The 6,259-nt window shown below is 65.5% G+C and carries 8 protein-coding genes and 1 pseudogene; 1 reads left to right on the forward strand and 8 read right to left on the reverse strand.

Features of this window, described 5'->3' with window-relative positions:
* Positions 1 to 190: 190 nt before the first annotated feature.
* The 4 genes from IQ16_RS34715 to IQ16_RS34730 all read right to left on the reverse strand — a co-directional run bounded on the left by IQ16_RS34715 (position 191) and on the right by IQ16_RS34730 (position 2,094).
* Positions 191 to 457 carry a hypothetical protein gene (locus tag IQ16_RS34715; RefSeq protein ID WP_018648760.1) on the reverse strand — a complete coding sequence of 89 codons (267 nt, stop codon included), beginning with the start codon at positions 455 to 457 and terminating at the stop codon, positions 191 to 193.
* 275 nt (positions 458 to 732) lie between these two features.
* Positions 733 to 1,110, reverse strand: a complete 378-nt coding sequence (locus IQ16_RS34720) for a TIGR02301 family protein (RefSeq protein WP_018648759.1) — start codon at positions 1,108 to 1,110, stop codon at positions 733 to 735.
* 44 nt (positions 1,111 to 1,154) lie between these two features.
* Entirely contained in the window at positions 1,155 to 1,589 is a 435-nt protein-coding gene (locus tag IQ16_RS34725; protein ID WP_018648758.1) for an NUDIX hydrolase, read from the reverse strand.
* A 4-nt stretch (positions 1,590 to 1,593) separates the two neighbouring features.
* Positions 1,594 to 2,094, reverse strand: a complete 501-nt coding sequence (locus IQ16_RS34730; RefSeq protein ID WP_018648757.1) for a hypothetical protein — start codon at positions 2,092 to 2,094, stop codon at positions 1,594 to 1,596.
* A gap of 63 nt (positions 2,095 to 2,157) precedes the next feature.
* Between IQ16_RS34730 and IQ16_RS34735 the strand changes: the two genes are divergently transcribed.
* Complete coding sequence (locus IQ16_RS34735) at positions 2,158 to 2,922, forward strand: SOS response-associated peptidase (protein WP_145832015.1); 765 nt, start codon at positions 2,158 to 2,160, stop codon at positions 2,920 to 2,922.
* 110 nt (positions 2,923 to 3,032) lie between these two features.
* On the opposite strand, the gene IQ16_RS34740 is transcribed toward IQ16_RS34735, so the two are convergent.
* The 4 genes and pseudogenes from IQ16_RS34740 to IQ16_RS47545 all read right to left on the reverse strand — a co-directional run.
* Positions 3,033 to 4,226, reverse strand: coding sequence for a CaiB/BaiF CoA transferase family protein (locus tag IQ16_RS34740; RefSeq protein ID WP_018648755.1), 1,194 nt, complete (start codon positions 4,224 to 4,226; stop codon positions 3,033 to 3,035).
* Between the two features lie 36 nt (positions 4,227 to 4,262).
* Positions 4,263 to 5,192 carry a glycine/sarcosine/betaine reductase selenoprotein B family protein gene (locus IQ16_RS34745; RefSeq protein ID WP_018648754.1) on the reverse strand — a complete coding sequence of 310 codons (930 nt, stop codon included), beginning with the start codon at positions 5,190 to 5,192 and terminating at the stop codon, positions 4,263 to 4,265.
* Between the two features lie 296 nt (positions 5,193 to 5,488).
* Complete coding sequence (locus IQ16_RS34750) at positions 5,489 to 6,070, reverse strand: NUDIX hydrolase (protein WP_018648753.1); 582 nt, start codon at positions 6,068 to 6,070, stop codon at positions 5,489 to 5,491.
* Positions 6,071 to 6,080: 10 nt separating this feature from the next.
* Positions 6,081 to 6,176 (reverse strand): annotated as a pseudogene (locus IQ16_RS47545) (GNAT family acetyltransferase); the annotation flags it as partial.
* Positions 6,177 to 6,259 lie beyond the last annotated feature (83 nt).

Below are 6,259 nucleotides of genomic sequence, written 5' to 3' on the forward strand. Positions count from 1 at the left end.
CCCGGCTCTGTCGGGAACATCTCCCGCTCATCGCGAGACTAATGCTTGTCCGCGGCAGACGGCTTCCGTGCGATAAAGGCGGCAGACTTCGCGACCTTGTCGCCAAGCTCTTGTCGCCAAGACCTCGTCGCAAAGTCATTCATCCGTCAACTGGCCCCGCCTGCGTGGCGGGGTCATTTTTGGAGTGTGCTTATTGCCGGGAGATGTCGACGGAGAATTCGCCGTTGCGGATGCGGCCCGGAAAACCCTCGACGAATTTCGCCACCGCATCCTCGCCATAGGTGCCGACGAGTTCGGCGAATGCAGCGAATAGGCTCGCCTGCGCCAGGCAATCACCATCGACGCCGTCATGGCGCGCTTCGGCCCAGGCCTCGTTGAGATAGCTCAGGGCTGCCTGCTTCTGCTCGTGATCGGGCAGCGGCGCGCGGTCGGGGGCGTATGAAATCGGCTGGCTCATGAAACTCGATCAGGGCTGGGGCGCGTCCACGGCGATGCGCTGCACGAGAGGTGTAGCACGCGCATTAACGTCCGCTAGGCCACATCTTTAGGAACGGTTAACGGCTGTGAACAAAGTCGATGACAGGGTTCCGGGTCGGATGCTCCGAAGCCAAACCCTCATGGTGAGGAGCGTGCGACGCACGCGTCTCGAACCATAGAGGCCCCGCTGCTGCAGCCGGGCCTTCATCCTTCGAGACGCGCGCAAAGGGCGCGCTTCTCAGGATGAGGAGATACTCAGTTCGCGTAGCGCGCGGTGAGATCGCGCGAGATCTTCGAGCCTTCCTCGATATAGCGGCGGATCGCCACCGTCGCGGCGGGCGTGCAGCTCCGGTAGGTCTGCTGGAAGCCGTTATAGCCGCGGTTGAAGCCGGCGATCATGCGGGTGCGGCGCTCTCCGGACGGGGTTTCGGCGTCGATCAGCGCCTGCATCTCGGTGCGCCATTTGTTGCCCTCGTTGGACCCGCAGATGCCGCGCAGATAGTGCAGCCCGCCGAGGATCTCGGCCAGCCGCTGCAGTTCGCCGTCAAACGGCGCCGCCACGTCCTGGGCCCGGGCGGGCGGGCAGGCACAGGCGAGAATCAGGGCGAAAATGGCCAGAAATCGCGTCGACATCGGCGGTGTATGCCCCCTCGGGACGGCGGGCGCAAGGCGGGCCGTCAGGCCCCGATCAGCCGGTGGGCGGACTGGATGACCTCCTCCAGCCCCCCGGTCAGCTTGAGGTCGCGGAGGCTCGCCAGGGCGTCCGGGGCGATCCAGCGGTAATCGTCGAGCTCGTCGTTCAGGACCGGCTCCCGGGCCGCCCAGCGGGCGGCAAAGGACATGATCAGATAGTGGCCGGCGCCGGGTGCGGCCGGCAGCACCTCGCGCCATCCGGCTAGCCCAATGATCTCGATACCGAGCCCGGTCTCCTCGTCGACCTCGCGCTTGAGCGCCTGGTGCAGCGATTCGCCGAACTCGACCCGGCCGCCGGGCAGCGAATAGAAGCCTTTTGCGGGCGAGCGGGCGCGGCGGGTCAGCAGCACCTTGCCGTCGCGAAAAATCGCGGCACTGACCGCGATCTGGGGATGGCTGGGCTGGACGACCGCGGACATGGCACTAGTTCGCCATGATCGTATCGACGTCGGCCTCCGCGCCGCCATTGATGATGCCGCCGCAGGCCGCGATCAGCGGCTTGACCCAAAGGGTGGCCTGCTCGGCGAGGCGCACGCGGGTCGTGTCCTTCTCGACCTCACGCATGGCCGAGCCGACCGCGGTCAGGATCGAGGTCATGGTATCAGTGATGTGGTCGAACTGGGCGCGCACGTTGGGATCGGCCTTCTCATAGGCCTCGATCGCGAGGTCCCGTGCCTTGAAATTGGACGCGGTGAAATGTTCAGCATAGGACAGCGGCGACCAGGTCAAAAAATCTTCGGCGCATTCCGGCATATCAGGGACCATTTCGAGCAGCATCACGGCTTCATTGAAATGGTTGAGATAGTCAGTGGCAAGCCCGGTCCGCGGGTTGATGTTGGCCACGCGCAGCCGTTCGGCCCAGGCCGCAGCCTCGGGGCCCGTCTGTACATGCGTCCGCGCGGGTTGGGTGGCCGTTGAGCTCATCTGCCGCAGTGTTAACGTTCGGGGTTAAAAGGACCTGAACGGACCCTATATAGGCCCCCAAGGATGTGTGGACGCTTCGTCATAACTTCGGCCCCCGCGGCCTTGCGGCAACTGTTCGGCTATGTCGAGCAGCCGAATTTCCCGCCCCGGTACAATGTCGCCCCGACGCAACCGATTCCGGTCGTTCTGGTCGAGAACGGCGCGCGCCATTTCCGCCTGATGCGCTGGGGGCTGCTGCCGTCCTGGGTCAAGGAACCCCGCGGATTTACGTTGCTGATCAACGCCCGGTCCGAGACCGTGCTGGAGAAGCCAGCGTTCAAGAAAGCGATTCGCCGGCGGCGCGGCCTGATCCCGGCGGACGGCTATTACGAGTGGAAATCGGAGGGCGGCCGCAAGCAGCCGTTCTTCATCCACCGCGCCGACGGCGAGCCGCTCGGCTTTGCCGCGGTGTTCGAGACCTGGGTCGGGCCGAACGGCGAGGAGCTCGACACGGTCGCGATCGTCACGGCCGCAGCGGGCGAGGACTTGGCCGCACTGCATGACCGTGTGCCCGTCACCATCAGCCCGCGCGATTTCGAGCGCTGGCTCGATCATCGCGGCGACGAGGTTGATGCGATCCTGCCGCTGATGAGGCCCCCACGCATCGGCGAATTCGCCTGGCACCCCGTCTCCACCCGCGTCAACCGCGTCGCCAATGACGACGAGCAGCTGCTCTTGCCGATCAGTGCGGAGGAGATGGAGGCGGAAGCCGGGGCCGTGAAGCCGAAGAGGGCGGTGCGAAAGGCTGCTGCGGCGTCGTCAGATGACGGGCAGGGGTCGTTGTTCTAGCTGCGGTGCCGTAGGGTGGGCAAAGGCGCAACGCGTTGTGCCCACGATCTCTCTCCTCAATGCGCACTGGTGGGCACGCTTTGCTTTGCCCACCCTACGGCAGCGGAGTTCTAGACAACCTCCCTTGCCCTCAGCGCCGCAATCTCCGCGGCATCGAACCCCAGCTCGCCCAGCACCGCATCCGTATCCGCGCCCAGCTCCGGCGCCATGCGATCGAGCTTGCCGCCGCCATGCGCGAGCTTGAACCCGCTGCCGGCAAAGCGCAGGCGGCCATAGGGTGTGTCGAGCTCCTGGATCGCGCCGCGCGCCTTGATTTGCGGATGGTCGATGACCTCCTCGACCTTCCAGATGCTGGCGCAGGGGGCGCCGGCGTCTTCCAGGATCGTCTCCCATTCGCGCGCCGGCCGTTTCGCCAGCGCCTCCTCGATGATGGCGCGCAGGGCCGGCTCGTTCTCGTTGCGCGAGAACCAGTCGGCAAAGCGCGGATCGCTCAGCGTGTCTTCGCGTCCGAGCGTGGACATCAGCGCGCGGTACTGCTTCTCGTTGTTGACGGCGAGCAGGATGTGGCCGTCGCCGCATCTGAACAAATTCGCCGTGGTCCTGCGGCTCACCGCCTGGTTGCCCGAAAGCTGCTGGCGATGGCCGGCGACCGACCAGTCGGCGATCTGGCCCGAGAGGAACGCCATCGTTGCCTCCAGCATGGAGACGTCGATGAGCTGTCCCTTGCCGGTGCGGTCGCGCTGATACAGCGCGCTCGACACGCCGAACGCGGCGGTGGCGCCCGAGAGCACGTCGCACACGGCAAAGCCGGCGCGGGTCGGCCCCGTTTCGGGATGGCCGGTGATCGCCATGATGCCGGACAGCGCCTGCATCTTGCCGTCATAGCCGGGTCGCAGGTGATCCGGGCCGGTCTGGCCGAAGCCTGACACCGCGCAATAGATCAGTTTTGGATTGATCGCCGACAGCGCCTCATAGCCGATGCCGAGCTTGTCCATCACGCCCGGCCGGAAATTCTCCATGACGACATCGACCTGAGCGACAAGCTTCTTCACGATGGCGATGGCATCGGGCTTCTGCAGGTCCAGCGTCAGGCTGCGCTTGTTGCCGTTGATCGCCTGGAACGCCGGCGCCAGCCCGCGCTCGGCCCATTCGCGGGAGAGCGGCGTCCGGCGCATGTCCTCGCCCTCGCGCCGCTCGACCTTGATGACGTCCGCGCCCAACAGCGCGAGCTGGTAGCTCGCATAGGGGCCGGCCAGCACTTGCGTGAAGTCCAGGATCTTCACGCCCTCGAACGGTCGCGTCACGTCGCTCTCTCCTTGGTTTGTTTTTGTCGGAGGACGTCAGGCGGCGCAGTTGCCGCGCGCGATCTCCTTCTGCTTGTCGAATTCGGCGCGGCGCCGCGCCAGCTCTTCCGGCGAGAGCTGCGCGACGTTATTGTAGTCGAGCTTCCAGGAGGCGTCCTCGCTCCAGCGCAGCGGCGACTGCATCGTGGTCTGCGGGCCGCTCGCGGTCTCCAGAAGCTTCAGCGCGAGCTCCAGCGTCTGTGCCTGCGAGGCGACGTCGTGCGGCTTGCCGGCGGAATTGCCAAGCGGGAAGTCCGAGAATAGGAAGCGCGGCACGGCGGCGTGCTCGATGATGTCCTTGGCGCAGCCCATGATCACGGTGGGAATGCCGTTCCGCTCCAGGTGCCGCGCCACCAGCGCGGTGGTCTGGTGGCACACCGGGCAGTTCGGCACCAGCACGGCGACGTCGACCTTGTCGGCGAGGCAGCGCGAAAGAATCTCCGGCGCGTCGGTGTCGAGCGTGACGCGATGGCTGCGGTTGGTCGGTGCGCCGAAGAAGCGCGGTGCCACGTCACCGATGCGTCCGGCGGCGGACGCTTTCAACAGCTGCGGCAGCGGAAACCAGGTGCCGCTGTCGGTTGCCGAGGTGTGCTTGCGGTCGTAGCCGATGTGGGAGATGCGCAGGTCGTGCTGTTGCGACGTGTCGCCGTCATAGACCTGATAAAACTTCGCGCTGCCGTTATAGGCTGCGCCCGGCCCCTGGTCGCCCTTGGTGGGATCGTAAGGTGCAGCCGTGGTGATGATGGTGACGCGCGATTTTGCCAGCGGCTTCTTCAGCGGCTGGAACGGCGCCTCGGTGTAATGCGCCCAGCGATACGGCGTGGTGTAGCCGATCGCCGCATAATAATCGCGCGTACGCTGCATGTAGGGGACGGGGGAGTCATAGTCGGGCGCAAAGCCGAATTCGTCGTCGCGCGGAGCGGACATGGGGCGCGTCTCCTGGTTCTTGGTTGGCGACAGACTAGAGATAGTTTTGGGGTTGCTCAACGGGGAGAGCGCGGCGCAGGTCAGAATTGCAGATGAGGATGGTGCGGCGAGGACGGTGCCGCTTACCCTCCCCTGGAGGGGGAGGGTAAGCTCACATGGAGCGTTAGCGAAATGTGAGACGGGGTGGGGTGACGGTCTCTCCACATCCAACAGTGTCCGAGTGGAGAGATCACCCCACCCCGCTCGCGCTGCGCGCGATCGACCCTCCCCCTCCAGGGGAGGGTGAAGAGCGTCATCTACCGGAACACATGCAGCGCCACGTATTGCAACAGCATGATCGCCTTGGCGTCGATGATGCGGCCGTCGGCTATCATCGCCAGCGCCTCGTCGATGGACAGCTCGAGCACCTCGATGTCCTCGCCCTCGTGTTCCAGGCCGCCGCCGTCGCTGACCCGCATCTCCGGCTCGTACTCGGCGACGAAGAAATGCAGCTTCTCGGTCACGGCGCCGGGGCTCATGAAGGCCTCGAACACCTTGTGGACGTGGTGCAGGCGATAGCCGGTTTCCTCCTCGGCCTCGGCGCGGATGCGCTCTTCGGGCGAGGCATTGTCCAGCACGCCGGCCGCGGCCTCGATCAGGAGGTCGTCGTAACCGCGGATGAAGGCCGGCAGGCGGAACTGGCGCACCAGGATCACAGTGCGCCGGGCAAGGTTGTAGGGCAGCACGGCGGCGGCGTTGTCGCGCTCATAGGTCTCGCGGTGCTGCGTCTGCCACGCGCCATCGGCGCGGCGGTACTCGAACGTCGTGGTCTTCAGCGGCGTCCAGTTGTCCGAGAGCACGCGGACGTCCTTGATGCGGACGCGGTCGGAAATGGTCATTGGCCCGATCTCAGTTGCTTGGCGTGGTCGCGCGGCCGTCGAGCCACTTCTGGAACATCACGGAGGTGGACAGCTCGAAGCCGAGCGAGCCATAGAAAGAGCTGGCCCCGCAAATTCGGACAGTAGCTTGAGTGGATTTTCTGCCTGACAGCGGCGAGGATTCTTGCTGCGAATCAGGAGCGAAGATGA

The sequence above is a fragment of the Bradyrhizobium huanghuaihaiense genome (assembly GCF_007830635.1).
In the GTDB taxonomy this organism is placed as follows: Bacteria; Pseudomonadota; Alphaproteobacteria; order Rhizobiales; family Xanthobacteraceae; genus Bradyrhizobium; species Bradyrhizobium huanghuaihaiense.